The organism is Porticoccus hydrocarbonoclasticus MCTG13d (assembly GCF_000744735.1).
GTDB lineage: Bacteria > Pseudomonadota > Gammaproteobacteria > Pseudomonadales > Porticoccaceae > Porticoccus > Porticoccus hydrocarbonoclasticus.
Genome location: NZ_JQMM01000001.1, coordinates 1,536,097 through 1,562,255, shown reverse-complemented (window position 1 = coordinate 1,562,255; position 26,159 = coordinate 1,536,097). Strand labels below are relative to the sequence as shown.

Sequence of the window (26,159 nt, the reverse complement as noted above, 5' to 3'; positions counted from 1 at the left end):
GTTTGAAAGGGCGTTCGATCATGGCTGTGTCACCGTTCCCTGAGTCGATTAACGAGTAGATGCTGGTCGGGCGCTACAGTCGCCGCGCTGTTCAATCGTACCTTCACTGGATTGAATGTTATATGTTTTTTCATGGCAAGACACATCCGGAGATGCTGTCGGCAGACCATGTTGAGTAGTTTTTGACCCACCTGGCAGTCGACCGACAGTATCAGTGTAAAAGGGTATGACTCTCAGTTTTCACTGCACTCTTACTCTTTTGCTAACGCCTTGACTGACCTCCTTTACTGCCCCCCTTTACTGCTCCTTTACTGCCCCTTTTTCTGCTCCGCTTGTCCAGTTACCCAGGTCGTCAACTTCGGGCTTTGCGTGTAAACTCGGGCCAATAGCGGATATCTATAACGGAATACTCATAAACCATGCACCATTTCACTTTGAATCAACAAGTTGCAGCAGAAGTTTTTGAAGACGAATGTATCATCGCAAATCTGGATAGTGGGCTTTATTACAGTGTTCAGGGCATTGCTGCTGGCCTGATCCAGGCTTTGCCGTGTGCTGACCCTGACGCCGCCATCGCAACGATTTGCGCGTCGTTGGGCGAGCAGCGCGCAACGGCTATTGCTGAACTCTCGAGTATTTGGCAAGAGTTGATCAATGAACAGCTGGTGGTTGACAGAGTATCCAGTAATGCAGCGCTGGGCACCGCAACGGCGGCGAAAGAGTACAAACGCTCAGAGCTCAACCGCTACGCTGATATGCAGGACCTGCTGCTACTTGACCCGATACACGATGTGGATGAAGACGGCTGGGAGCTCAGAGAATAAGCCACGTAACTGAGCCCCTACCCGCGACGATGTTCAAGCTCGGTGATTATTTTGAGGAAGCGCTGGCACTTCTGGACAGGGAGTCCCTGTGCTATCGGGACAGGATTGACCTGGGTGGCCACATTGTTGATCTGGCAACTCACTCCCCGATACTGCGGGCTCAGTTTCTCCCCGCGCTCGCGCACCTCGCCAGCGAGTCCGAGTCGGATGCCGATCTCACCATTCTCTATGCCGACAGCAGCGGCACAACCTCCCCGCTGAAAGCCCCGCCAATGGATTTATTTAACGGTCAGGGCTACGCCGCCACCATTGACCAGCATGATGTGCAGATTTTTTACCAACCCTGGCTAAGACAGGTTTTTCTGTACTCGCGGCTCAGACGCATTGGCCTGTACTGGGTCATCAATCCGGAGGAGGTGCCCTGGTGGGAGATGACATTCTCATTCCGTATTATTTTTCACTGGTGGAGTCGCGATCAGGACCTGCAGCTGATGCACGCCGGTGCCATCTCTGAAGATGGAAAGCATGGCTGGCTTATTCCCGGCCCGAGTGGCTCGGGAAAATCCACCAGCTGTCTGCAACTCCTGCTCAGTGGCCGCTATTACCTGGGTGATGACTATGTCATCCTGCGCACAAAACCGCCCTTTAAGGTACACAGCCTGTATCAATCCGCGAAAATCAATCATGATAATTTTGATGAGCGATTCACTGCTTTGCACAGTCAGCTGCGAAACCCCCGGAGTTATCGGGACCAGAAAGCGATCCTGCATATTGGCGAACACTACCCTGACAGGCTGTTAAAAAGTGCAGATCTGGTCGGCATACTGGTGCCGCGTATTGCCTCGCCCAGTGTCGCTCAATCGACCGTATCAGCCGTCTCGGCAGCCCAAGCACTGATGAGCATCGCACCCACCACTTTGCACCATTTGCCACACCACCGTGCCGAAGCCTTCAGCAAAATCTCCACGGTCGTTAATGCGGCCCCCTGCTATCAATGGCTTTTAGGATCGGATAAACACCTGCTAACCGAGTCTTTTGGACGTGTGACGAGCGATGAAGGAAGAAAAAATGCTTAGCGTCATCACCCCTGTTTACAATAATGGCGAAGAGTTACACCGGGCGATCAACTCGGTGCTGCAACAGGCTGAAATCAGCAATGGGCAACTCCCTGTTGAAATAATACTCATCAACGATGGTTCGAATACCCGGTGCTGTGAGCTACTGGCACAGATAAAAGGTCAGTATCCACAGGTGATTTTGCTCAATCATGAGGAAAACCGTGGCCCGGCGGCTGCCCGCAATACGGGCCTCAAACACGCCAGTGGTGAGCTGATCAGTTTTATCGACGGCGACGATGAATGGCCCGAGAACAAACTGACGTTGCTGCTACCACACCTGGATGACCCTGACACCAGCGTCGCTGGCGGCAAAGTCCGCTATGTCGCCGCCAACGGCACCCCCATGCCAAACATGCTCTTTGACCCGGAGACACAGGAGATTACCCATGTGCATCTGGGTGGCATTCTCGTCAAGCGACAGGTATTTGATAGCGGTATGACGTTTGATGAGAATCTGCGCTATAGCGAAGATGTAAATTGGTGGCTGCTACTGAGAGAACAGCGACAGGGAATCGTGTTACTGGAGGAGGCGACACTGATTTACCATGTTCATGGCAACAACATGTCGGTGGAGAAAACACCACAGGAGCTCGATCTCCTGAACGTGTTACGCCATTCGCTGCGCAGAAGACGAGAGACGAAACAGAGTAGACCCCTACCCCAAATAAACGACTTCAGGCGGTTTTATCGCCCGCTGGTCAGCGTCATTATCCCGCTGTATAACGGTGCCGAAACGATTGTTCGCACACTCGACACCGTAAAACAGCAAACCTATGAATCGATTGAACTCATCGTCGTGGACGATGGTTCCAGTGATGATGGCGCCGGCCGCCAGTTGGTTTCTGAGCACTATCCAACTGCCACCCTGGTAACAACGCCCAACCGGGGCGTGGCAGCGGCCCGCAACACAGGTACAGGACTGGCGTCGGGTAAATACCTCGCCTTCCTTGATCAGGATGATGAATGGGAAGCAGACAAAACCAGCGCACAGGTGGCGTATTTAAATGCCCACCCCTATGTCGGCTGGGTTACCTGTAATCAGACTTTACATGCCCAGGAAGAACTTGTATTGCCCCGACACCTGTTACGCCTCCCCACCGATGAGCACCGGTCATTTGTACCCAGTGCACTGATGCTCCGCAGCCATGTTCTTGCCAGCCTCGGCGGGTTCGATTCCAGTCTGGTGGCTGGCGATGATACCGAGCTGATCGTCAATTTACGCAATGCCGGATTTGAGGAGGCCAATATTGAACGTCCCCTATTGAGAAAATGGTGGCACCAGAATAACGGCACCTACGCCAGCGACAAAATGCGTGCGGGCCTGTTCGAGATTCTTCGTCGCCAATCGCAGCGCAAGAAAGGGGCACTGGTGCGATGACTGATACAGGCGACAACAACGCTAACGCCCCATTAATCGATATTATTATTCCGGTTTACAATGGCGAGCGGTTTGTATGCGAAGCCATCGACAGTGCCCGCAAACAGACTCACCAGAATGTTCACATTATCGTTGTCAACGATGGTTCAACCGACGGCAGCCGGGAGAAAATTCTGGCGCTCGCCGGGCAGTTGCCCAACCTTGTTTTTGTCGATCGTCCACATTCCGGCGTGAGCGCCACACTCAATACAGCCCTGGAGCACACCAGCGCCGACTGGATCGCCTTTCTCGATTGTGACGACCTGTGGGCGACCAACAAGCTACAAGCTCAGCTCTCTGCCCTGACTGCCGACCAGTCGCTCGACATCTGCTTCACAAAATTAAAAGAGTTTGATGACGAATCGGCGGTTAATACAAAGTACCGTGCACGTCCTGAGCCACTGGATGGCTTCAACAAAACCTCGATGCTGTGCCGGCGCAGCCTTTTTGATCGTGTCGGGGGGTTTAATGACGCTTTAGAAATGGGTGATTTCATCGAATGGTTTAACCGCTGTAAAACTCACAACGTTAAACATGTCGTCCTTCCCGATGTGCTGGCTTTTCGACGTATCCACGACAACAACATGACCAATGGTGTCTCTGCCGTTGACTACCTGAAGGTGATCAGGCTACACCTGAACAGCAAGAGACAAATTTCCGGTAATGACTGACTCATTTCGCTTTACACCGTTGTCTGTGTTGCGCGCCATTCCCAACGGGCAACTCTACCGCAGCCTGTTGTTGGGCCTGCTCCAGACGGGCTTGTCCATTGGCTGGCCCCTGTTGATCTATCGTGCCATCCAGCCGCTGCCAACAGCCTTCGATGGCCCATTTTTTATTGAAATTGTCGGCATTGTCGTTGTGTTTTCGCTCGCGCAGTGGCTGGCGTGGCGCCAGGCGTTTTATAACTTCGCGATCATTGATGCCGCCTGCCTCAGGCTGAGCGACAAACTCTATCGTCAACTGGCCGGTTTGCAGTGGCTGGCCTTTAAACAATCCAAACGCGCGTATTTGTACGATCTGTTGATGTCCGACTTTTGGCGTATTCGCCAGGGAATCAGCAAACTGCTGGACTCGGTGCTGATCAGTACAATTATTGTGCTTGCGATGCTGGGCTTTATCGCGTGGCTCAGTACAACCATGGTGATATTTTGTCTGGTCGGCATGGGCCTGATTGCGCTGCTGGGCATTACCACCAAACAGAAAACACGGCCGCTACTGGTCGCCTTTCAGGCGGCCTGGCGCCGGCAACATGGTTGGGCAGTCGCCCTGCTGGACAAGTTTGAATTATTCAAAATGGGTCGCGGGGTAGCCGATACTGCCGCACAGCACCACGATCATACCCGCGAGTTTCTCTCCGATAACACTCGTATGCTGCGAGAGCAGTTATTCTGGAAGTCATGGCTTAACTGGTCCGGCAACGTACTCCGCGTAGCCACCCTTTTTCTTGGCGTTTATCTCATACAAAGTGGTGAGCTCAGCGCTCAGGAGTTTGTGCTTGTACTGTTCCTGCTGAGTATTATCCAAAGCCATATACAACCGCTCAGCACCGCACTTTTCAGCTTTATGGATGCGCAAGAGGCAGCTATAACCCTCGACAGGTTTTTCAGGTTGCCCTCCGAACTAAAACCCACCAAGTCAGGCCGCGAGAGTGAAAACGCCCATTCTTGTGGCACAGAATCGCTAAAGTCGATTGTCCTGAGCAACGTTTGCTTCAGCTATCCCGATAAGCCAGTCATCGAAAACAAATCGCTCAGCCTCGAGCAGGGCAATATTTATCTGTGGAAAGGTGAAAATGGCGCGGGGAAATCCACCATGGCCCGTATTCTGCTGGGCCATTTAACGCCCAGTGCCGGTGAGCTGTGTATTAACGGTACGCCAACACCCTGGCCGGAACTATCCCTGTGGCGACATCAAACAGCCTTGATTGATCAACATGTGACCCTGTTTGGCGGCACGATCAAAGACAATGTACTATTCGGCCACCCTGCAGCAGAACAGCAATGGAGTGACGGCGACCCCGAACTGAAACGGCAGTTGTTACCGGTGCAGAAGGACCCGGAAAACTATCAGGTTGGCGAATGTGGCGGTGCGTTATCGGGGGGAGAAGCCCGGCGAATTGCACTACTTCGTGAGCTCTACACGAACCATACGCTGCTGGTTCTCGATGAGCCCACCAATCACCTCGATCGCACATCCATCAATTTACTAAAGCGTACTATCGCGCAGTTAAAAGATGACAAAATCATCATTATCATCAGTCACCTTGACGAATTCGATGACATTGCCGATCAGACCATAAAGTTCACACCATGCTGACAACGCTATCTATTGAAGAGCTTTCACTAAAGCTCTGTCTGGCCGAGGATGCCACCACTGCAGGCGAGCTACTGGATGCCTGGGATCGGATGATCGTCATCGATACCATGAGTTTCGGTATTATGCGCCTGTCGCCGCTGATCCATCATCAGACACAGCGCTTTGGTTTGTCGTCAATCCATCAGGCTCGTCTCAAAATACTTTATCAATACTGGTGGATAGCCTATCAACATCGCACCCATCAGTTAAGAAAAGTAGTCAGCCTGTTTGCCCAGCAGGATATACCTGTCATGGCTTTGAAAGGGGTCGGCCTGGCTGACTACTACCCCCAGCGGACCCTGCGGTCGATGGCCGATATGGATCTTTTGGTGGCACCCAAACACCATGCCCGCGCGCTGAAGTTGCTACTGAAGAATGGTTGGGCGCATGAGTATGCCGATTTGGAAAGGAAGGGCGCCGTTCATCGCTTTTTTGGCCTGGACCCGAACCACGGCACTCAACTTATTCACCCCCAGAGTGACGTGAAGCTCGATCTGCACCGTCGCCTGGGTAGCTATACATCCAACCGGCTTACGCAACTGGCCTGGGCCCAACCAGTGCAATCAACGGCAACCGGGTTGTTAAAACCTGCCAGACCCATTGAGCTATTCATGGTGGTCCTGCATGCGGTCATGGGCGACTTCGAGGACAACCTGAACTGGCTTGTCGACCTGGCACAGATGTCAAATAACCTCACGGCACAGGATTGGCAGGAAGCACACGCACTTGCAATTGCCGACAAGAAGGAAACGCTTTTTTTGGCCGGCATCAACATTGCCGTCAATTACGGCATCGATTTACCGCAAACCATTATCACAGCCGCCGCAAACAGCTCTCCTCAAGACCCGATTCCGAGATTTTCCAACGCCAGACCACTCTCGGCCAAATGGCTTAAAGAGACAATCGCTGGGCGCTACACAGTGACCTGCCACCGTTTTCCGGATCGCCCAACCTATCGCCGCCTAGCAATTTTTTCTGCCGCAACAGTCGTTCTGGCATTGGTTTATCTGGTCTTCATGGCTGTTCCCAAACCGGCACCTCAAACGAGTAAAAAGGATCGATAATAGTCATGGCCTCCTCCGTTATTTTTGACAGCCTTGAATCAGACCTCCCCGCCGACAGCAATGCATGCCGGTGGCGGTTGGTAACCGACGGTGTGATGGGTGGGCTGTCGGAAGGCTCCCTGACTCGTGAAACCATCTCCAACCGTTTGGCACTGCGCATGCGCGGCCGGGTTAGCCTCGAGAATAACGGCGGGTTTCTGCAGATGGCACTGGATTTATCCACCGACCAAACAGCCGTGGACGGTAGCGCGTGGCAGGGCATAGAGCTGGATGTCTGGGGTCCGGCGGAGGAATATTCCGTTCACCTGAGAACCACCGAACTGAGCAGACCCTGGCAGTCCTACCGACAACACTTCAGGGTCAAACCCGAATGGCAAACGATCAGGCTGCCGTTCAATGACTTCGTTGCCCATCGCACCGAGACGCCGCTCAATCTCGGCAAACTGAAACGGATAGGCCTTGTGGCTATCGGGCGCGCCTTCGAAGCGGATCTGGCGCTGTCGGGCCTGCGGTTTTACTGACCTGTAGACCCTAACCGGTGGTCAAACGGCCCATTTTGGCGTGTATCCGCCCCGGTGCTATGTCAGCCAGACGGCAGTTGGCCGCCGGCCAGAATACTTCATACAGGCGTTTAACTTGTCACTGGTTGCAGAACCAGTTTGAAGCGCACCCCGATAGTCTTTATGCTCACCGGCACCCCTTTTGCCCATGGTCAAACAGGTCCCTCTCCCATGACTGATCGGTCTCCGTTAACCCCATGACAGATTATTTATTGCTTTGCGCCGTCGCTTTTGGTGCAGCCACCCTACTGCCTTTTTATTCCGAGATTCTGTTGGTCGCCCAGCTACGGGATGGACTCGACCCACTGCTGCTGTGGCTGTTCGCAACCACCGGCAATACCCTGGGTGCAGGAGTTAACTGGTGGATCGGGCTGCGTCTGGGGGACTACTCAGAACGCCGCTGGTTTACCTCCCGCAAGGCGGACATAGAGCGGGCGCAAAACTGGTTCAACCGCTACGGCAAATGGAGTCTGCTGATGACCTGGCTGCCGATAGGTGGCGATGCCCTGACGGTGGTCGGCGGTCTGATGAAAGTCCCCGCCAGCACTTTTTTTATTCTGGTGGCCACGGGAAAAGGCCTGCGATATGCAGTAGTGATAATGGGCTATCTGGCTATTTGACGAAAAATCCGGGCAATAGAAATAGATCGACAGGATGACCGGCGATTTCTATTGGCAAACCACCGCATTACGGCCTTTACGCTTCGCTGCGTACAGTGCCATATCGGCCCGCAACAACAGGTCATCCACAGTTTCACCGGACTTGTGCGCCAGCACACCAAAACTGGCTGTGACGGTTTTAACCTCACCATAATCGCCGCTCGCCACAAGTGCGCGGATCTTTTCGGCGGTCTGTGCAGCCGCATCGACCGAGGTGTGCGGCAGAACAATCAGGAACTCTTCTCCACCCCAGCGACCGGCCGTGTCATTGGCACGAATGCTCTGTCGAAGAATGTCCGAAAATGCCATCAGTGCAGCATCGCCCTTGTGATGACCGAAGGTGTCGTTGATCATCTTGAAGTCATCGATGTCCGCCATGATGACGCAGAATTCCGTGCCATAACGGTTGTGGCGGACAATCTCCTCATCCAGCACCTGATCGAGCTTGGCCCGATTGAACAACCCGGTCAGCTTGTCGGTAACCGCCAGTTGCATGAGTTCCCTGTTTCGATCTTCAAGTTCGGCCGTGATGGTTTCGATGAAGTGAATGAGCTGGGTTACCACACGGATGTGCTGATTTTTGTACAAGTCGGGCTTGTCTGCCAGGTCGGCTTCAGGTGCCCAACTGACGACATCACAGTCCATCGGTTGTTTCGGCTCGCCTTCCCGCATACCCACCACCAACATGGTGGAGTTGTAATGGCTGATGTGACTGCCCTTACCCAGGAATTCACCATAAGTATAGAAACCGGCGGTTGGTGCGACTTCTTCAAATGGCAGCGTTTCCATTTCAACGTCATTTTGCATCAGAAAGCGCCTGCAGCAGCAGGTATAGAGAAAAATAGCCTCGGGACAAAATTTGCCCAGCTCATCACGAGCATGTTTGGCGTGGGCAATAATTTCTTTGGGGTCACCATAACCGATACGAAATTTATCACCGGGTTTAACATCAGCAATGAAATGTATCCCGCCGTCCTCGGTTGCCTTCATGGGCGTGCGGCCAAGCAGTTCATTATCGCGCTTCACGAGAAACGGGAATTCCAGGGAGTTAAGGAAAAACTGCTGGTCGTTCTCGATACCCAGATAACCGCTGTACACGTCATAGGCAGGCCGGCCATCAATCTCGGTGGCAATCCTGTCATTCTTTGTGGCAGTAATGGTCATTTCCCTGGTCAGCGGCATCCAGCCCGAATAGGTATATTCCTTGATAACCAGATCGTCGCTGATCAGCGCAACCACCACCGCCCCACAGTCAATGGTCTGACGGTTGGCAATAACAAGGCTGTGTTCCATGACAGCATAATCACCTGCACCGCCTCCGAACAGGGGGAAATTGATACCCCCGGAGGCCAGTCCATCCAGCAAGCTGCTGACATTGATTGACAGGGGCGTCGCCAGGAAAAGCACACCGGCTATCTGCCGCTTCTCCCTGAGCAGCTGGTCTCGCAGACCTTCCCCGAGCGCCAACTCCTCGCCAGGAAGGCAGGTATCGGCAAGCACCTGCAGGGTGGTTTTTGCAAAAACGGAAATAGAGAAGACGGTGCTATTGGTCAGTGTCTTGCCGTTGGCAATCTCGCCATCTGTGGTAGCACCGACGACAATCGCCTCGGGCATGACGGTCAGCACAGCCTCAGTTACCTGATTGATCCACTCGAGATTATCGGAAGAAAAGAATAGCTGCACCAGAATGGCTGAAGGCATTTCGGCCCGGTCTTCCTGGAGCTCACCAGCCAGCACCTCCAGCTCAGACTGGAAATCGGGGATCGTTTGTACCACGCCGATATGCTGCTTCATAAATTCATCAAATTATAGAGTCAAAAAATGGCAGGGATGTTTGTCCCGGTTTTTGATCAGCTTGTTATACGATGAGCGACACCCGGCAAATAGGGCGTGCCTGAGCGCGGTAATAAGCGGCAGCGATTTGCGCTGATTGAAGCGGTCTGCGACGCAGACCGCTTGCTGTCAAATCCACCGGATCATGAACGCAGTGCGCTCAGCAACTTATCCACGGTTTCCTTGGCATCGCCAAATAACATCCGAGTGTTGTCCTTATAGAACAGAGGATTTTCCACACCGGAATAGCCGGTTGCCATACCCCGTTTCAGTATCACTACCTGACGGGATTTCCAGACTTCGAGAACAGGCATACCCGCAATGGGGCTGCCCGGGTCTTCGGCTGCGGCCGGGTTGACGGTGTCATTGGCACCGATCACCAGCACCACATCTGTTGAAGGGAAGTCCTCATTGATTTCATCCATTTCCAGCACGATGTCATAGGGAACGTGGGCCTCTGCCAGCAACACATTCATGTGTCCCGGCAATCGACCCGCCACCGGATGAATACCAAACCGCACAGTAGTGCCCTTCTCACGCAACAGCCTCGTAATCTCGCCCACCGCATTCTGCGCCTGGGCCACTGCCATGCCGTAGCCGGGCACGATAATTACCGAATCCGAAGACAACAATTCCTCTGCGAGCTCATCGACGGAGGTTTCCTGAACACTTTCATCACCCGTCAACGCACTGCTGCTACTGGTCGTTTGGCCAAAGCCACCGAGAATCACACTGATAAAGGAGCGATTCATGGCGCGACACATAATGTAACTGAGGATGGCACCACTGCTACCCACGAGTGCGCCGGTTACAATCAACAGGTCGTTGCCCAGCATGAAACCGATTGAGGCGGCAGCCCAACCCGAGTAGCTATTGAGCATGGAAACTACCACCGGCATGTCGGCACCGCCGATAGCCATAATCAGGTGGACACCCAGCACACTGGCGATGATGGTCATGATGATCAGTGCCAGCAATCCGGCCCAGTGACTGTCGGCACCGACAAACATGATCCCCAGTGCCACGGTAATGGCCAGTGCCACCAGATTCATCAGGTGACGACCCGGCAGGGTCAATGCTTTGCTGGATACACGGCCATCCAGCTTGCCGCAGGCGATCAGCGATCCGGTAAAGGTTACCGCACCGATGAAAATACCGAGGAATATCTCGACCAGCTTGATGGTGTGCTCCGCACCGTGGGTCACGATCAATGGTTCGATGTAACCGGAGAAGCCCACCAGCACGGCAGCCAGACCGACAAAGCTGTGCAGCAGGGCTACCAATTGCGGCATCTGGGTCATTTCGACCCGGTTGGCGAGAAAAATACCAATAATGCTGCCGAGCACGATCGCAACCAGAATTGCGACCATATCGCCCGTGCCGACATTGGCTATGGTAACGCCAACGGCAATCAGAATCCCGGCGACACCATAGTAGTTACCACGGCGAGCAGACTCCTGATGACTCAAACCACCGAGGCTGAGAATGAATAATATACTGGCCACTACGTAGGCCACACTGACGATTCCTGGACTCATGGTGTGCCCTCCTTATCGGCGAAACATTTTCAGCATGCGGTGGGTAACCCGAAAGCCCCCAGCCACATTGATGGTTGCAATCAGCACGGCTATAAAAGCCATGATGCCCACTGCACCGCTTTCAGACTGCGCCAGATGCAGCAACGCCCCGATCACGATAATGCCACTGATCGCATTGGTCACACTCATCAGAGGGGTGTGGAGGGACGCCGTCACATTCCATATCACCTGCCAGCCGATAAAGCAGGCCAGGACAAACACCGTAAAATGGGTAAGGAAACTGGGAGGTGCGTAGGTACCAATACCCAGCAACGCCAGTACCGTCACCAGCAGCAGCAACCCCTTGCCCAGCCACCGGCCAATCACGGAGGGCTCTCCTTTGGCCTTTTTACCCTTCGGCGATGGCTCTTCGGTACTCGGTGGTGGCGCGGTATTCACCGCCACCTCCACTTTCGGTGGTGGCCAGGTAACTTCACCATCGTGAACAACCGTGAGTCCGCGAATGACGGTGTCTTCCATGTCAACGCTGGGCTGGCCATCCTTCTCGGGCGTCAGATCGCTCATCAAGTGTGTCAGGTTGCTGGCATAGAGATCACTGGACACCTTTGCCATGCGGCTGGGCAGATCGGTATAACCGATAATGGACACGTCGTGATGCACAGCAACCCTGCCCGGTTCGGTGAGTTCACAGTTGCCGCCCCGCTCCGAGGCCAGATCGACAATCACACTGCCGGGCTTCATTGCAGCCACCATCTCGGCGGTAATCAGTTTCGGTGCCGGACGACCGGGAATCAGCGCAGTGGTGATAATGATATCCACCTCTTCTGCCTGCTCGGCAAACAGCGCCATCTCGGCCTTGATGAACTCGTCGCTCATCTGTTTGGCATAACCGCCACCACCGCTGCCATCTTCATCGCCAAAATCCAGTTCGAGGAATTCGGCGCCCATGCTCTCCACCTGTTCCTTCACTTCGAGACGGGTATCGAAAGCACGCACGATGGCACCCATGCTGTTAGCGGTACCAACCGCAGCAAGGCCTGCCACGCCGGCACCAATCACCATAACCTTGGCCGGGGGGACCTTCCCGGCCGCCGTCACCTGGCCGGTAAAAAAGCGGCCGAAGTGGTTGGCTGCCTCAATGACGGCGCGATAACCGGCGACATTGGCCATGGCGCTCAACGCATCCATTTTCTGCGCCCGACTGATCCGGGGCAGGCTGTCGATGGCGAATACCGTGGCCCCTTTTGCCGCAAACTTCTCCAGCAGTTCAGGGGTTTGTGCCGGCCAGATGTAGCTGGCCAGACCAGCGCCCTGCTTCATCATGTCAACTTCATGCCTGTTGAGCATGGCGTTTTCCATAGGGGCACGCACTTTCAGAATAAAATCTGCCTGACTCCAGAGCGCAGGCGCGTCAACGGCAATTGCCGCGCCGGCATTGGTATAGGCTTCATCATCATAGTGCGCTGGTTCGCCAGCTCCCGACTGGACCAATACCTCATAGCCGAGCTTGATCAGCTTTTGAACGGAGGCGGGAGTGGCGGCAACACGCCTTTCGTCGGGATAAATTTCTTTGGGGATACCTATTGTTGTCATTCGCTTTCTCTCCAGGTCTGAACACCATTGTCTGGTGCACTGATCGAAACATGGAAACCCTGGCTTCGGGCTCATTCTCATTTCAGCGGATCATGTCAGTTGCACAGCAAACCTGACTGTGATGCCGAGTTTAATGATTTAACGACTCGCCCCACAGGACCGGGCAGGGTTACGATCCTACGCGAATTTTAACTTCCATGCCTCTTTTCGTGGCATCAGGATAAACCATTAGCAGATAGTATTCTGCAAAGAAACCGATAGGGAATTTTGATTGATACCGCTCCGCTACCCCCATTGGGGAACGGCCATCTGGATACATGAAAAGGGTGTATGGCCACGAAATCAGACGTATATTTTTATCGGCCATAGTGCCGGGCTGGGTTCAGGGCTGACCAAACAGTTTTTTCAATAGCGAGGTGGTTTGCTTGACCGGGTTCTCACGGATCGCCGCTTCTTCCCGCGCCAGATAATAGAAAATACCGTCCATCCCCCCGTTTATCGTGTAGTCCGTCAAGTCGGCTTTGAGATCGGGGACAAAAGGCAGGGTCTTGTATTTGCTGACAATCGCATCGTAGGTCTGTAGTGCGCCCACCTCTGCGAGGCTGGCTTCAATCACCGGGCGCATTTCCTCCGCGAGGGGGCCGCGCATTTTGTCACTGAAATAGCGGGTGGCGGCATCTTCCGAGCCACTGTAAATTTTCTTCGCATCGTCAATCGTCATGGCACTGATGGCATCAAGAAACATCGCTTTGGCCCGCGGAGTCGCCGCCTCGGCAGCCCGGTTCAGCTTCATTTCAAGCTCCTGCAAACTGGCGCCCATCCCCACCTGCTCAAGAACACCTTTGGCCTGCTGAAGTTGAGGGGGCAATGGAATATGGATCGCGTCGTCGAGGTAAAATCCGTCCTGAGTCCCAAGCTGTGAAACCACATTACCGGCACCCACCCGCAACGCCTCTTTCAACCCTGCGGCAATTTCATCGCTGGAAAGCGCGGCCAGCCCACTGACCGGCGCAGCGGATTCTGTCGTGTTTCCCGTGTTGCCACCAAGTAACTCCTTGCCGGTATCCCACCAGCTGGCGGCACTGACAGACAACGGTGTAATCACCAGCACAGCACTCAACAAAACGATATTTCTGTTCACGACACATCCTCAAAAAAAGCTACCAGAGGACACCAGACTAGCATGTCGAATCGGGTGTTACCGAATTTTATGTCACCCCCAGGGCCTAACCATAGGGGGCGCAGACAGATTTAAGAGTAATTGCCCCGGAAAACGGTCTGTAATGCTATATGGCCTACAGCACCACTAGCCCGTGGCCAGTTTCCAGTTTGACCCGCCATTCCCCGCGACTGCGGTAGACCCACCCCTGTATTTCCACTCGCTGGCCCTGCAGGCTGTTCAGTTGTTCTGCCTCAAAGCGATGGCGGTGTTCTGGATAAATCATTACCTTGATCACATCATCCAGGACGAGCCGCCAGTGCCTGCCGGTTTGGACGGCAGTTACGGTACCCTGCAACCGTTTGAACCCCCCGTCCTGCACATCCCGGGCAACGACGGGAGGAATACCGGCCTTGCCCCATAATCCCCGCTGTTGTTCGACAGCCAATTACTCAGCGCTGGCAAAACAGTCGGCCAGAGTCAGATTGGGTGGCACTGCAACATGGTAGGCCAGTCCCTGTTCCAGCAGAATTTGTTCGAGACTCTCTCCCCGCTCATTGAACAGATGGGCGAGTATTCGGCCAAATCGATCATGGGTTTGCCGGTCCGTTAACAAATGTAGTTGCGAGGCAGCCTTGATCAGGTTGCGCAATCTGTCACCGGCCTCGGCGGCGAACGGCTGATCCGGTTCCCCATCGCGGCCCGGTTCTGTGGCATTGATACCGATCAATCGGACTTTGCGGCCGTCGTCCAGTTTGACGGTATCGCCGTCATAGACATGAGTGACGGCAACCTTCTCCAGCGGGGCAAAAGGCTGGCAGCGTAGATCAGCCCTGGCGGGCCCACCGGCGATAAACAGCCAGACAACGAAAAACGCGCTCTGGCATATTATCCAGAGCGCGCATCGTTTGCCTCGAAAGGCAGACATATTCAGATTATTTTTTGGCGGAACGACCGGCGAAACGTTTGTTGAAACGGTCGATACGACCACCGGTATCAGCAACTTTCTGCTTGCCGGTGTAAAACGGGTGGCAGGCTGAACAGACATCCACGTGGATGCTGCCGTTCATGGTGGAGCCTACTTCAAATGCATTACCACAACTGCAGGTTGCTGACAGTGTGCCGTAATTTGGATGGATTTCAGATCTCATGTTTCATTGCCTCAGTCTCTTGCATATCGCCAACCCGATCCCTGTGCAACCCGAATATTGATTCGCCCCTGCCTGCCAAACCGATCGCCCGAACCCCGATGTACTTCTGGTACACTGGGTGCCTCGCCTCAGTTTGCTGATAACAGGTCGCGTTCAATCCCTCGGGATGCCTTTCAATTGTCGGGCACCATATGCCGCCTTTAAACGGAGCGCGAATACTACCAGAAAACGATGCCCATTCAAGGTTTTAACAAAAAAACACATCAATGACAGAATCCATCATTATCCGTGTTGCTGTCCCCTCTCCCCTGCGACGGCTGTTCGACTACCTGCCATCGGAAAACAATACCCGGACCCCCCGGCCCGGTTGTCGTGTCAAAGTGCCTTTTGGCCGCCGTCAGGTCATCGGGGTCGTGATCGAAATTGCGGCATCCAGCGAACATCCCGCCACACGATTGAAACCGCTTACCGAGCTCCTGGATGATGAACCGTTGCTGCCAGAAACCCTGTTGGAGCTCTGCCTCTGGGCAGCGGGTTACTACCAGCACCCGACGGGCGATGCGCTCAGCACAGCGCTGCCGGCAACGCTCCGAAAGGGTGATACGGTACCCCGACAAAGCGAAGTCCGCTGGCAATTAACACTGTCCGGCAAGGGACTGCCAGATACGGCCCTGGCGCGTGCCCCCCGACAACAACAGGCACTGAATTTACTGCAGCAGCAGCCCTCCGCCACAAAAGACGATTTTCAGCGACAGGGCATCAGCATTGCCGCACTTCGACAACTGGAAAGCAAGGGCCTGATCGAATCCCTGGAATTCCGGGTGAACACCCCGCTGTTCGATCCGGACAGGCTGCTCTCGGAATCCCCCCTGCCCCTTTATCCCGAACAGCAACAGGCGATGGATAGCATTGAGCTGCACGGCTTTCACGCCTACTTACTGGACGGTCAAACCGGCAGTGGCAAAACCGAAATTTATTTACAGGCTATCGAAAAAGTCATTCGGTACGGAAGACAGGCGCTGGTACTGATCCCGGAAATCAGCCTGACGCCGCAGACGTTGGATCGATTTAAAACCCGTTTCAACTGCCCGGTGGCAGTGCTTCATTCCGGCCTCACTGACCGGGAGCGCGTACTGGCATGGGATGCTGCACGCACCGGTACCGCGCCGATTGTACTGGGCACGCGCTCCGCCATTTTCACACCACTGGCTTCGCCGGGCATTCTGATTGTGGATGAGGAACACGATGGCTCATTCAAGCAGCAGGAGGGGTTTCGCTACTCGGCGCGGGACCTCGCCGTGGTGCGGGCGCGAATGGAGTCCATTCCCCTGATTCTGGGCTCGGCCACCCCGTCCCTCGAAACACGGTATAACTGCGAACAGCAACGCTACACCCGGTTGGTCCTGTCCTGTCGCCCGGGTGTCGCCCGGCAACCCCGCTGGCAGCCGGTCGACATTCGAAAGGCGAAGCTGTCCGGGGGCTATTCCAGGGAGCTGATCGATGCCATTCAGTCCCACCTCGACGATGGCAGTCAGGTGCTGGTTTTCCTGAATCGCCGCGGGTTTGCACCGACCCTGACCTGCCATGAATGTGGCTGGATAGCGAATTGTCTGCACTGTGAAGCGCGCCTGACGGTGCATCGTCAGGTGCAACGGCTGGTTTGTCATCACTGCGAGTTCAGGCAACCGGTACCACCCCGCTGCCCGGTTTGTCACAGCATTCATTTACAGTGCCTCGGTCAGGGCACCGAGCGCAGCGAAGAAACCCTCGAAGCACTGTTCCCGGACTTTCCCGTTATTCGGGTGGACAGAGACAGCACCCGACGCAAGCAGGCCATGCAGAACATGGTCGATCGGGTGCATCAGGGAGAGCCCTGCATCCTGCTCGGCACCCAGCTTCTGGCAAAGGGGCACCATTTTCCCAACGTCACGCTGGTGGCCATTCTGGATGCCGATGCCGGCCTGTTCAGCCCTGATTTCCGGGCACCGGAGAGGATGGGACAACTGATTACCCAGGTGGCTGGCCGGGCAGGCAGGGGTGACAAACCCGGCACGGTCATTTTGCAAAGCCATCATTGTGATCACCCACTGATTACCACCCTGACCCAACAGGACTACGCCACTTTTTCTGATCTGTTGATGGCCGAACGGAAACTGGCCAACCTGCCACCGTTCAGCTACCTGGCGTTGCTGCGCGCCGAAGCTGAAAATGGCCAGCTGGCGGTGAATTTTCTCAGTTTCGCCCGCCACCAGGCAGAAATGCTACTGCCACCGGCAGGCAACATCAGCTACCTCGGCCCGCTTCCTGCCCCCATGGAGCGGAGAGGTGGGCGTTTTCGCCATCAATTGACAATCTGTGCTGCAGAGCGACCCGCACTCCAACACCTGCTGGCAACCCTCTGCCCGATTCTGGAGCAGTCGCCAATGGCGGGAAAAATCCGCTGGTCCGTGGACATTGACCCACAGGATATGAGCTAACGGGATTGGAGTCTGGAAGGCTCGGCAGGTTACCCCTACAATGGCGCCCTTCACCGGAGTATAGATAAACAAATGACCAGGGATTACGCGAGAAAAACAAGCCGTCGCAGCAGTAATGTTCGCAGAAAAACGCCATCCCGGCAGTCCTTTCCGGGATGGCTGTGGCTGTTGGCCGGCATATTGGTGGGTATTGTGGCAACCTTCCTTCTTCAGGGGCCGGCTCCGGCCCCGGCACCTACCGCTCAGCCCACTGTCAAGACAGTCGAGGAAGAGTCAGGCGTTAAACCGCGTTTTGATTTCTACACCCTGCTGCGGGAAACCGAAGTTATCGTCCCGGATTCCTCAGTACCCCAGGCAGAAGAAGCACCGCCAAACCAGTCCGCCAGTACACCGGCAACACCCACAGCAAAAGAGGTGTTTCTGCTTCAGGTGGGGTCGTTCAAGAGCAATCGGGATGCCGACAGTCTGAGAGCCAGACTGTTGCTGCTGAACCTTAGCGCCAGTATCGAGATGGTTACGCCCCGCCCGGGAGAAACCTGGCACCGGGTTCTGGTTGGGCCATTCACCAACCGTGCGGAATTGGCCAGTGCCAGAGACAGCCTGTCGGGTAACGGGATTGATTCACTGCTGTTAAAGCGCAAACAATAGCCTTTAACCGGACCCATCGGGCACCTGGCGCTCCGAACGAGAACGACAAACTACAGTCGCGACTTGATCCCCTTGTGGTGCCGCTCCAGATTTTCAACGCGTTTCTCGGCACTTTTGCGCAACATGACATAGGTGGCACCCGTGCCCCCGTGCTGTGGCTGGGCACTGTGAAAAGCCAACACTTCATCCATCTGTTGCAACCAATGGTTGATGCAGCTTTTGAGCAGTGCGGGTTTTTCCCGGTTCTCCCCTCTCCCGTGCGTGATCAATGCACAGCGTATGTCGTGTTTCAGACAATCCTGAATAAAGAGGTAGACCTGCTGTCGCGCCTGTTCAACCGTCAGACGGTGCAGGTCGAGCCGCGAATCGACAAGATAGTTGCCCATCCGCAGATTTTTGAAGACGCCGTGCTGAACGCCACTGCGCTTGAACGACAGCACATCTCTCGGTTTCACTGGCGGAATATACGCTTCTGACGACAGGCCATCGACATCACTGGCGATCATCGCCTCGGCAGCCCGCCGGCGGGATTCCAGGCCGGGGGTCATCACAACGGGTTGCTTCAGACGAACGCGCTCCGCCGGTTTTTTAAGCGGTTCAACATCCTTCATCTGCTGGCGAAAAATACCGTTATCGTCATCAGTCACACTGCATTCCTTTCCTGCCACGTACAAGGGTGCATTATAGCGCCGGTAAGGGCCAGGTTACCTCAGCAGCACAAGCCATGTGCAGCCGTACTTCTTTCGATCAGCGCCTCCAATACCGACTGGCGGGAAAGTCCCGGCGGGATCTGGCTATTCGGGATCTTTCACCGAGAGATGGGAAGTGTCCACTTCCCGTTCGATGGGAGGGGACTTCTCATCTGCTTTCAGAACATCGGCACCGGGTTCATCCACCGTTATATAGGACGTATCCACCTCTCTGGGCGTAAAGTCACGGCGATATTCAGGAGGCAGAACGTCCGCTCCCACCGGGGCTACATCGATGGTCTCTGCTGCCTTTGAATGTTCCGGACCGGATTGTGGAGCTACCGTTTTCTGACCCGATGGGCCGCCAGCACCCCGAGTCGGGTTCGCAGCCGGTGGTACTGTTTGATCTGCGCGGCTGGTATCACTCCCTGTCTGGCTGTCAGAATCAACGGGACGAAGCTCTACCAGCGCACCGGCATCTTTCAGGGCAACCCTGTAACGCGCTGCCGCCTCTTCATCGAGATCACGTTTGATGACCACCGGTCTGCCGGAAAACATTTGTTCAACCCTGGCAGCCGGTGCGCCGAATAATTCGGCCAGGCGTCGCTTCACGTCCATCAGGGATTGTCCCGGGACCACGTCTCCGCGAAAAATCACTTCGAAACGCCTATCGCTCATCACCCGTTCCCCTTATCCGTTTCAGGTAGCACTCAATCCTGATGTTCAGTCAAACAACGCCTCATTGAACGGCGATAGCAACCCAGGTAATCAATACCAGCAACATAGTCAATAGAACCGCCGCAGAACCGAGATCCTTGGCCCTGCCAGATAAATCATGGCGCTCTTCGCCGATACGGTCAATGGCAGCCTCCACAGCGGAATTGAGCAGCTCCACGATCAGCAACAACAACACTGAACCCAGCAGAAGAACCAGCTCGACCGGGTTTTCAGCCATAAAAAATGCCAGAGGAAAGAGCAGGCAGGTAACCGCCACTTCAATCCTGAAGGCTTCCTCGTATTTAAAACAGGCCTGTAAACCACGCCAGGAATTAATGGCGGCGTAGAAAGCACGACGTTTTATCAAGCCATAAATGCGTTCCATCAGCCACAACCCAGGTTGATACGTTGGTCCATGGTACGGGAGGGCTCGGCCTCGCCGGGAACCCCCACCACTCTGGCTGGAACACCCACCACTGTGGTATGCGGCAATACTGAATCGAGAACCAGGCTTCCGGCACCGATCTTGGCGCCTTCACCCACTTCGATATTGCCAAGTACTTTGGCACCGGCAGCAATCAGCACCCCGCAACGTATTTTTGGATGGCGATCACCTGCCCGAGCGCCGGTGCCGCCCAGGGTCACCGAATGTAACAGGGAAACATTTTCACCAATCACCGCCGTTTCACCGATCACCAGACCCGTGGCATGGTCAAGCATGATGCCGCCGGCAATATCGGCTGCAGGGTGAATATCCACCGCAAATATTTCCGAAGCCCGGCTTTGCAGAAACAGGGCCAGGGAGCGCCGCTCATGCCGCCAGAGCCAGTTCGCCACACGGTACACCTGCAAAGCATGAAAGCCCTTGAAGTAAAGCAGAGGCAAACAATACTGGCCGCAGGCCGGATCACGTTCCATATGAGCCGTCAGGTCGCGTCTCATCCGCTCGCAAATTGAACGGTCACTCTGCATAGCGTCCAGCAGCACCTGATAAATGGCCAGCGGGGATAAAATACTGTTACCGAGTTGTTCAGCCAGGTTGTAGGCGAGCGCATCCTCCAGCGATTTATGGCTCAGGACGGCGGCATGGAAAAAGCTCGCCAGAACCGGCTCCAGTCTGGCCCGTTCAACAACTTCGTTGCGAATTGATTGCCAGAGCGCATCATCGACAGGGATTGTTTGTGACAGATCGACCATCAGTGTCTCTTTAATTGCGTTAAAGTCATTGCGTTGCGGGAAAAATGAACCTTGCCATGATTGTATCGAGATTTGACAGAACAGCTTCACGCAACTCCAACTGGTCATTATCCAGAATTTCGCGCAGAAATACTCTATCCAGTTTCTCTTCATACAGCCGTGCTACCGGCAGATAACTCAAGTGCCAAGGCTCGGGGGCCACGCCACCACGATCAAAGGCATAGGGCCTGATAAAACCAAAACCGGCGGCATGTTCCTGCAACCATTCGGACAATCTGCAAAACGGCCCCGACCCGGCATACTCCTCCGGGACAAGCTGCAATCTGTAGTCGCCGGGCACAGCCGCTGCGTCCCAGATATCCATATCGGTTCCCCAGTGATGCCGTGAACACCCCGGCAGCGCGGACCAGCGCAAGATCGCCATTACCTTGTCGCGATCACTGAGCGATTCGAGGTCAACCGGGGAGCCGGTATCATCCAGCACCGGACGCAAACCCCGTGCCTTGCTGTTCCAGATGGCCAGTTGCCGCGCGAAAGAGCGATGACCACTGACCACGGCAATCTGTAGGCCCTCACCCGCAGCCGCATCACGCATCGCCCGAAACGGCTTAATGACGTCACCGTGCAACAACACACTGCCATCCAGTTTGCACAGGAGCTGCTCATCACAGCCCATTAGCATTCGATTGTTAATACTTGCCATGTAGGTTTTACCGGAAATACAGCCTGTCGGAAAAATAACACCTTAATATGCCGAATAGTATTTTGCTATGCTTCGCCCAAAACACAGCCGGAGTGACCACCCATGCAGGAAGAAATTCAGCAAGTCGAGGCAATTTACAACAGTATTGTGCAATTTTTTGTCAACTACAGCTTCCAGTTGGTTGGCGCACTGATCGTTTTTCTGATCGGCATGTTTGTGGCATCCAAAGTGTCGGCCGCAACACTCAGATTGTGTGAGAAAAAGTCCCTCGATATCACCCTGAGCCGCTTTATCGCCAGCTTTGTCAAAATTGTCATTCTGGTGGGTGTGGCCATTATTGCCCTCGGCAAAATCGGTATCAGTGTGACACCATTCGTGGCCGCCATCGGTGCCGTTTCACTGGGGGCCGGCCTGGCCGTTCAGGGGCTGCTTTCCAACTATGGCGCGGGACTGAATATTATCATTACCCGCCCTTTCGTCGTGGGCGACACCATCACAGTAAAGGGGGAAACCGGACTGGTGGACGAGGTTCATCTCGCTTATACCGTCCTGAAGGATGAGGACAATGTGCGCATCACCATTCCCAACCGGCATATTGTCGGCGAGATTCTGCACAACTCAGCTGCCAACAAACTGGCAGAAACCACCGTGGGCGTCAGTTATGGCTCTGACGCGGAGACCGTGGTCAAGGTACTGCAATCAGTATTGGCAGAACAGGGCGCCTCGGAGGCCCGGGAACCTTTGATCGGCATCGACAATTTTGGTGATAGCGGGATTAACTTCATGGTGCGTTTCTGGGTGCCTACAGAACATTTTCACGAAACGCGGTTCCGGGTGAACGGGGCGATTTTTCAGGCACTCACTGACGCTAACATCAGCATACCTTTCCCACAGAGAGAGGTTCGTCTGTTAGATAATGCGAGTTGATTGGCTACCTGTTAATCCGCCGATATATGCCGGGATGCTTGCTGCAACTGCACCTCCTGCTCTACGGGCGGCTCACTCCAGGTCACCAGGTGAGGGTCAAAACCGGCTGTCAGGGTCGGTTTGACCACTTCAAAATAGGGCGACAGATCAAAATCCCTCGGCACGAAAAGACTGTGGTGCCTGATATGTAGAGTTTCCTGATAGATTTCCTGCATATCGGGATCGAAGGCCTTTTCCAGCGTTACTGTTGGTAAAATCGGATAGCGTATTGACTGGAATGCCTGGGCAATCAAAGACGAGCAGATAGCCCGGGTGGGATCACCACTGCCCAGCGACAGCATCCGCCGTCGCCATCGATTCGGCACGGGAGGTGTCGGAATCAGATACCTCATCAGGTCCAGAATATTTTTCAGGTCGTAACGATAGCCAAGCCTGTCAGTCGCATAGCCGATCAACTCGGTTATCTCGCTTTCGTCCAGTTTCACCGGCCGACAGATACGCGCCTGAAGTCCAAAAAAATGACTCAACGGAACCAGCCTGACCCCTTCGCGCACGTCCACCTCCACCAGCATTCCCGTCTGTCCCTGCCAGGAACCGATGTAGAGCGCGGAATGGGACCAGGTAGACTGGGTGAGATACTTGATGGCGATACTGAAACGACTCAGCCCCTCCACGAGCAATACATCACCGGGACGAAGTGTCGCCGCCAGCAGGTCGGTACGGGTTGGCATCGTACTGTGGTATCTGGGCTCGGCAAGCTTGCTTGCTAACCATTCACCTATTCGCTGGAGTATCACGTTTGCTTGGTCCGACGTAATCCGGAATTACTGGCTCAAGTCGAGCGAACCCGATTCGACCACAGTGACAGGCATGCGCCACCAACCCATGCTTAACCGGGTTTCCAGTTCAAAATCCACCGATTGCCTGTTCTTTTCCATAAAGGCACCAATGATTTTCAGACCACTGATCAGATTGGTGGAGGCTGGGACTTTGATAGCGACCTGACTGTGGGGAGGAATCGGCTGAAGCCCCCCTGCCACCCCGCTGATCAGCTTATGTCCCTCCAAATTGAGGCTATAGGATAGTCCGGAAATATTCAGTGAAGTACCGCTGTGGTTGAGGATTCGCAAACTGATCATAAAACGTTGCTCGAGCCCTTCCCGTCCGGCAGGTTCCACATTGCTGAGCTGAACTTCCGGTGGTGGCTGTCCCGACGACAATAGAGCGCATCCGGACAGCACGTTCAGTGCCATCAGCATTATTACCAGCGGTTTCATTACTGCCATGGCAGAACCTCGTTTTGGCGAACCTGAAGTGGAACCTGCCCACATAGTACATCGGATTGCTACCGGGTGACTGCAGTCCCGACCCGAAAGTTGTCAATCTTCTGGAGAGCAGGCCAGCCATCTTTGCTATAGTCACCCACTGCTTTTTTAACGCGGCAACCATTGACAGTTTATGACAGGCGTTTCAACAGGCCGCCCGAAGTATTCATCAATCAGGCAGTTGAATTTTTCGAAACCAGTCGCATCTTACAGGAGTGCCAGTTGCGGACATCATACTGGCAGACTTCATCACTAGGAGAGATCACGTGTTAAGAATCGGGCTTTTTCTGGGCACCAACATTGCCATTCTGGTGCTGTTCAGCATCATCTTCAAAGTACTTGGGCTGGAGCAATACCTTGCCGCCCAGGGGGTTCAGGGGAACCTCACCGGACTGCTGATCATGTGCGGTATATTCGGTTTTGCCGGGTCATTCATTTCGCTGCTTATCTCAAAGTGGATGGCAAAGCGGTCAACCGGCGTGCAACTGATCGACCAGCCGCGCACCCCCGAGGAACGCTGGCTGAAAGAAACGGTTGCCGACCTGGCAAAAAAAGCGGGTATCGGCATGCCGGAAGTTGGCATTTTTCCCGCACAGCAATCAAATGCCTTCGCCACGGGCTGGAACAGGAACGATGCCCTGGTCGCGGTCAGCGCCGGGCTGATGCAACGTTTTGATCGCGAGGAAGTCCGCGCTGTGCTGGCCCATGAAATTGGCCATGTGGCCAATGGCGACATGGTAACCCTGTCACTGGTGCAAGGGGTTCTGAATACCTTTGTGATGTTTTTTGCCCGGATTCTCGGCTCGATTATCGACAGGGCCGTATTCAAAAACAACAGTGGTCACGGCATGGGTTACTTCATGATCGTCATGGTATTACAGGTGGTACTGGGCATTTTTGCCTCAATGATTGTGATGTGGTTTTCCCGCTGGCGGGAATTCCGCGCCGACGCCAGCGGTGCACATCTGGCCAGCCGCGGTGCAATGATTTCGGCCCTGCAGCGACTTCAGGAAGAAACCCAGGCTCATGTACCCAACCAGATGCCGGATACCCTTACAGCTTTCGGTATTTCCAGTGGCTGGAAAGAACACGCTTCGCGCCTGTTCATGACACACCCCCCTCTCAGCGAGCGCATTGAAACACTGCGCCGGGGTGGCTGATGTCCGCAAAACCGCTCTGCCATGTGGCAGAGCTACCGAGTCCGGGCAGCAGGGAACTGAATATCGCCAGTAAAAGCTGTTTTGTGGTTAGGCGGGGACAGGAAGTATTTGTTTATCAAAACCACTGCCCCCATACAGGTGCTCCCTTGAACCTGATGCCGGATCGTTTTCTGGACTATGACCGGAAATACATTCAGTGCAGTATGCACGGCGCTTTATTTGAGGTGGACAGTGGTCGATGCGTTGCCGGGCCGTGTGCCGGGCAATACCTGGACATGGTGCCCTGCCGGATTGAGAACGGGGCACTGTACCTCAAAGAAGAAAAGGCAACGGGAGACGCTGGCTAACAGTCAGTGTTGAATTTCTGCATTTTGGCCCCACCTAGTCCCCTGTATAAAATTATTTCAGATGGATGGATAGTCCACAGGAGAATCTTTTGGAACAATATCGCGGTACCACCATTCTCTCCGTACGCCGCAATGGCACCGTTGTCATCGGCGGAGACGGCCAGGTCACCCTTGGCAATACGGTTATGAAAGGCAACGCGCGTAAGGTGCGCCGCCTTTACAAAGATCAGATTATTGCCGGGTTTGCCGGCGGCACAGCCGATGCCTTCACGCTTTTTGAACGATTCGAGGCCAAATTGGAACAACACAGTGGCAACCTGACCCGCGCCGCTGTCGAATTGGCCAAAGACTGGCGCTCGGACCGCATCCTCCGGAAACTGGAAGCATTGCTGGCGGTAGCCGACAAGGAAGCCTCGCTGATCATTACCGGCAACGGCGATGTGATACAGCCCGAAGAAGACCTGATTGCCATCGGCTCAGGTGGCCCTTTCGCCCAGTCTGCGGCGCGCGCCCTGCTCGACAACACCGAGCTGGATGCCAGAGATATCGTCGAGAAGGGACTCGCCATCGCAGGCGATATCTGTATCTATACCAATCACAACCGCACGATTGAACAACTCGATTACTGATAAACCGGGTGCTGGCAGAGCGAAGCCCTGTTACCACTGCCACACTGCCCGGTTAGGCTCCATTAT

29 protein-coding genes are annotated in these 26,159 nt (G+C 54.6%); 15 read left to right on the top strand and 14 right to left on the bottom strand.

The window, feature by feature from the left end; translation table 11 throughout:
- Window positions 1-59: 59 nt before the first annotated feature.
- The 9 genes from U740_RS12300 (at window position 60) to U740_RS07415 (ending at window position 7,961) form a co-directional block, all read left to right on the top strand.
- Window positions 60-179, top strand: coding sequence for a phage integrase N-terminal SAM-like domain-containing protein (locus U740_RS12300; RefSeq protein WP_407674714.1), 120 nt, complete (start codon window positions 60-62; stop codon window positions 177-179).
- A 255-nt stretch (window positions 180-434) separates the two neighbouring features.
- Window positions 435-824, top strand: a complete 390-nt coding sequence (locus tag U740_RS07450; RefSeq protein ID WP_152556807.1) for a hypothetical protein — start codon at window positions 435-437, stop codon at window positions 822-824.
- Window positions 825-853: 29 nt separating this feature from the next.
- Window positions 854-1,900, top strand: coding sequence for a hypothetical protein (locus U740_RS07445; protein WP_036860015.1), 1,047 nt, complete (start codon window positions 854-856; stop codon window positions 1,898-1,900).
- Window positions 1,893-3,320, top strand: coding sequence for a glycosyltransferase family 2 protein (locus U740_RS11860; RefSeq protein WP_051921290.1), 1,428 nt, complete (start codon window positions 1,893-1,895; stop codon window positions 3,318-3,320). Before U740_RS07445 ends, U740_RS11860 begins: the two co-directional genes overlap by 8 nt.
- The gene (locus U740_RS07435; protein WP_036860014.1) at window positions 3,317-4,030 is read left to right on the top strand and encodes a glycosyltransferase family 2 protein; all 714 of its coding nucleotides are present in this window, start codon (window positions 3,317-3,319) and stop codon (window positions 4,028-4,030) included. The genes U740_RS11860 and U740_RS07435 overlap by 4 nt, the downstream gene beginning before the upstream one ends.
- Entirely contained in the window at window positions 4,023-5,678 is a 1,656-nt protein-coding gene (locus tag U740_RS07430) for an ATP-binding cassette domain-containing protein (protein WP_036860013.1), read from the top strand. The genes U740_RS07435 and U740_RS07430 overlap by 8 nt, the downstream gene beginning before the upstream one ends.
- The gene (locus U740_RS07425; RefSeq protein WP_036860012.1) at window positions 5,672-6,781 is read left to right on the top strand and encodes a nucleotidyltransferase family protein; all 1,110 of its coding nucleotides are present in this window, start codon (window positions 5,672-5,674) and stop codon (window positions 6,779-6,781) included. Before U740_RS07430 ends, U740_RS07425 begins: the two co-directional genes overlap by 7 nt.
- Before the next feature lie 5 nt (window positions 6,782-6,786).
- Entirely contained in the window at window positions 6,787-7,302 is a 516-nt protein-coding gene (locus U740_RS07420) for a CIA30 family protein (RefSeq protein WP_036860011.1), read from the top strand.
- 236 nt (window positions 7,303-7,538) lie between these two features.
- Window positions 7,539-7,961 carry a YqaA family protein gene (locus tag U740_RS07415; protein WP_036860010.1) on the top strand — a complete coding sequence of 141 codons (423 nt, stop codon included), beginning with the start codon at window positions 7,539-7,541 and terminating at the stop codon, window positions 7,959-7,961.
- A gap of 48 nt (window positions 7,962-8,009) precedes the next feature.
- Here U740_RS07415 and U740_RS07410 read toward each other — a convergent pair whose 3' ends face one another.
- The 7 genes from U740_RS07410 to rpmE form a co-directional block, all read right to left on the bottom strand.
- Window positions 8,010-9,794, bottom strand: coding sequence for a sensor domain-containing diguanylate cyclase (locus tag U740_RS07410; RefSeq protein ID WP_036860009.1), 1,785 nt, complete (start codon window positions 9,792-9,794; stop codon window positions 8,010-8,012).
- A gap of 182 nt (window positions 9,795-9,976) precedes the next feature.
- Entirely contained in the window at window positions 9,977-11,371 is a 1,395-nt protein-coding gene (pntB, locus tag U740_RS07405; protein WP_036860008.1) for a Re/Si-specific NAD(P)(+) transhydrogenase subunit beta, read from the bottom strand.
- A 12-nt stretch (window positions 11,372-11,383) separates the two neighbouring features.
- Window positions 11,384-12,964, bottom strand: a complete 1,581-nt coding sequence (locus U740_RS07400) for a Re/Si-specific NAD(P)(+) transhydrogenase subunit alpha (protein ID WP_036860007.1) — start codon at window positions 12,962-12,964, stop codon at window positions 11,384-11,386.
- A 382-nt stretch (window positions 12,965-13,346) separates the two neighbouring features.
- Window positions 13,347-14,105: a DUF4197 domain-containing protein gene (locus U740_RS07395; RefSeq protein WP_036860006.1), complete on the bottom strand. Its 759-nt coding sequence runs from the start codon at window positions 14,103-14,105 to the stop codon at window positions 13,347-13,349.
- 154 nt (window positions 14,106-14,259) lie between these two features.
- Window positions 14,260-14,571 carry a hypothetical protein gene (locus U740_RS11855; protein ID WP_051921289.1) on the bottom strand — a complete coding sequence of 104 codons (312 nt, stop codon included), beginning with the start codon at window positions 14,569-14,571 and terminating at the stop codon, window positions 14,260-14,262.
- Complete coding sequence (locus U740_RS11850) at window positions 14,572-15,051, bottom strand: thermonuclease family protein (protein WP_051921288.1); 480 nt, start codon at window positions 15,049-15,051, stop codon at window positions 14,572-14,574.
- 7 nt (window positions 15,052-15,058) lie between these two features.
- Window positions 15,059-15,274: a 50S ribosomal protein L31 gene (gene rpmE, locus U740_RS07385; protein ID WP_036860005.1), complete on the bottom strand. Its 216-nt coding sequence runs from the start codon at window positions 15,272-15,274 to the stop codon at window positions 15,059-15,061.
- Window positions 15,275-15,540: 266 nt separating this feature from the next.
- Here rpmE and U740_RS07380 point away from each other — a divergent pair, with 266 nt between their 5' ends.
- Both U740_RS07380 and U740_RS07375 read left to right on the top strand, forming a co-directional pair.
- Window positions 15,541-17,751: a primosomal protein N' gene (locus tag U740_RS07380; RefSeq protein WP_036860004.1), complete on the top strand. Its 2,211-nt coding sequence runs from the start codon at window positions 15,541-15,543 to the stop codon at window positions 17,749-17,751.
- A 72-nt stretch (window positions 17,752-17,823) separates the two neighbouring features.
- Entirely contained in the window at window positions 17,824-18,399 is a 576-nt protein-coding gene (locus U740_RS07375; RefSeq protein ID WP_036860003.1) for an SPOR domain-containing protein, read from the top strand.
- A 50-nt stretch (window positions 18,400-18,449) separates the two neighbouring features.
- On the opposite strand, the gene smrA is transcribed toward U740_RS07375, so the two are convergent.
- The 5 genes from smrA to U740_RS07350 all read right to left on the bottom strand — a co-directional run bounded on the left by smrA (window position 18,450) and on the right by U740_RS07350 (window position 21,705).
- Window positions 18,450-19,046: a DNA endonuclease SmrA gene (gene smrA, locus U740_RS07370; RefSeq protein WP_036860002.1), complete on the bottom strand. Its 597-nt coding sequence runs from the start codon at window positions 19,044-19,046 to the stop codon at window positions 18,450-18,452.
- Window positions 19,047-19,193: 147 nt separating this feature from the next.
- Window positions 19,194-19,766 (bottom strand): hypothetical protein, encoded by a 573-nt coding sequence (locus tag U740_RS07365; RefSeq protein ID WP_036860001.1) that lies wholly within the window; start codon window positions 19,764-19,766, stop codon window positions 19,194-19,196.
- 61 nt (window positions 19,767-19,827) lie between these two features.
- Window positions 19,828-20,190, bottom strand: a complete 363-nt coding sequence (locus tag U740_RS07360) for a diacylglycerol kinase (RefSeq protein WP_036860000.1) — start codon at window positions 20,188-20,190, stop codon at window positions 19,828-19,830.
- Window positions 20,190-21,002 carry a serine O-acetyltransferase gene (cysE, locus tag U740_RS07355; protein WP_036859999.1) on the bottom strand — a complete coding sequence of 271 codons (813 nt, stop codon included), beginning with the start codon at window positions 21,000-21,002 and terminating at the stop codon, window positions 20,190-20,192. Before cysE ends, U740_RS07360 begins: the two co-directional genes overlap by 1 nt.
- 25 nt (window positions 21,003-21,027) lie before the next feature.
- Entirely contained in the window at window positions 21,028-21,705 is a 678-nt protein-coding gene (locus tag U740_RS07350; protein ID WP_036859998.1) for a M15 family metallopeptidase, read from the bottom strand.
- A gap of 102 nt (window positions 21,706-21,807) precedes the next feature.
- Between U740_RS07350 and U740_RS07345 the strand changes: the two genes are divergently transcribed.
- On the top strand, window positions 21,808-22,632 hold the full coding sequence (locus tag U740_RS07345; protein WP_036859997.1) for a mechanosensitive ion channel family protein: 825 nt from the start codon (window positions 21,808-21,810) through the stop codon (window positions 22,630-22,632).
- An 11-nt stretch (window positions 22,633-22,643) separates the two neighbouring features.
- Here U740_RS07345 and U740_RS07340 read toward each other — a convergent pair whose 3' ends face one another.
- Window positions 22,644-23,363 carry a YiiX/YebB-like N1pC/P60 family cysteine hydrolase gene (locus U740_RS07340; protein WP_081890880.1) on the bottom strand — a complete coding sequence of 240 codons (720 nt, stop codon included), beginning with the start codon at window positions 23,361-23,363 and terminating at the stop codon, window positions 22,644-22,646.
- Between the two features lie 93 nt (window positions 23,364-23,456).
- A complete protein-coding gene (locus tag U740_RS07335; protein WP_160172058.1) occupies window positions 23,457-23,918 on the bottom strand; it encodes an LEA/WHy family protein in 462 nt (153 codons plus the stop codon).
- A 305-nt stretch (window positions 23,919-24,223) separates the two neighbouring features.
- Between U740_RS07335 and htpX the strand changes: the two genes are divergently transcribed.
- The 3 genes from htpX (at window position 24,224) to hslV (ending at window position 26,093) form a co-directional block, all read left to right on the top strand.
- Entirely contained in the window at window positions 24,224-25,117 is an 894-nt protein-coding gene (gene htpX, locus U740_RS07330; RefSeq protein ID WP_051921287.1) for a protease HtpX, read from the top strand.
- Entirely contained in the window at window positions 25,117-25,464 is a 348-nt protein-coding gene (locus U740_RS07325) for a Rieske (2Fe-2S) protein (RefSeq protein ID WP_036859994.1), read from the top strand. Before htpX ends, U740_RS07325 begins: the two co-directional genes overlap by 1 nt.
- Before the next feature lie 89 nt (window positions 25,465-25,553).
- Window positions 25,554-26,093, top strand: a complete 540-nt coding sequence (hslV, locus tag U740_RS07320) for an ATP-dependent protease subunit HslV (protein ID WP_036859993.1) — start codon at window positions 25,554-25,556, stop codon at window positions 26,091-26,093.
- The last annotated feature ends 66 nt before the right edge of the window (window positions 26,094-26,159 follow it).